Source organism: Vibrio sp. 2134-1, from assembly GCF_033339495.1.
Genome location: NZ_JAWOUS010000408.1, coordinates 1 through 710 on the forward strand (window position 1 = coordinate 1; position 710 = coordinate 710).

The 710-nt window shown below is 41.4% G+C and carries 1 protein-coding gene; it reads right to left on the minus strand.

Going from position 1 to position 710, the window contains the following annotated elements; all coding sequences use genetic code 11:
- Positions 1-332 precede the first annotated feature (332 nt).
- A partial coding sequence (locus R7R78_RS26295) for a GDP-mannose 4,6-dehydratase (RefSeq protein ID WP_225474632.1) occupies positions 333-710 on the minus strand: 378 nt, incomplete at its 5' end.

Below are 710 nucleotides of genomic sequence, written 5' to 3' on the forward strand. Positions count from 1 at the left end.
CTCCGAAAACACAAAAGCCAGCTTAATGCTGGCTTTTTTAATTGGCTTTCATTTCAAAAATGTTAAGAAAAGTATGAAAAATGAAAGCTTACTGTTTTGCCATCTCTTTCTTCACCATCACTGCTGCTGCAACGATGAATGCGATGATCAGACCAAGCTCCATGAACTACCCCAATAGCTACAAGAAAATTTACGACCTAAATTAAGAGTCATGGGTAGTTTAGCACTTATCTATTTGGTTGCTACCTTTTAACCAGTAATTTACGATTTTTTCCGATTTAGATCAAAAAAGGCGCTGGAATGCGCCTTTTTGTTATTATAGCGTTAAAAGATTAAGCGTCTGGGTAACCTTGTGGGTTATTTGATTGCCAGCGCCATGTGTCCCCTGTCATCTCTTCAAGAGTACGTGATGCTTTCCAGCCTAGTTCATTCATTGCTTTTGAAGGATCTGCCCAACATTCTGCAATGTCACCAGGTCGACGTTCAACCAGCTGGTATGGCACATTTTTACCGCATGCGCTTTCAAATGCTTTTACCATTTCAAGAACGCTGTAACCATTACCGGTACCAAGGTTGTAGATGTGCAAACCAGCTTTACTGCCGACTTTTTCTAGCGCAGCAACGTGGCCATCTGATAGATCCATTACGTGAATGTAATCACGAACACCAGTACCATCTTTGGTTGGGTAATCACTGCCGAAGACAGATAG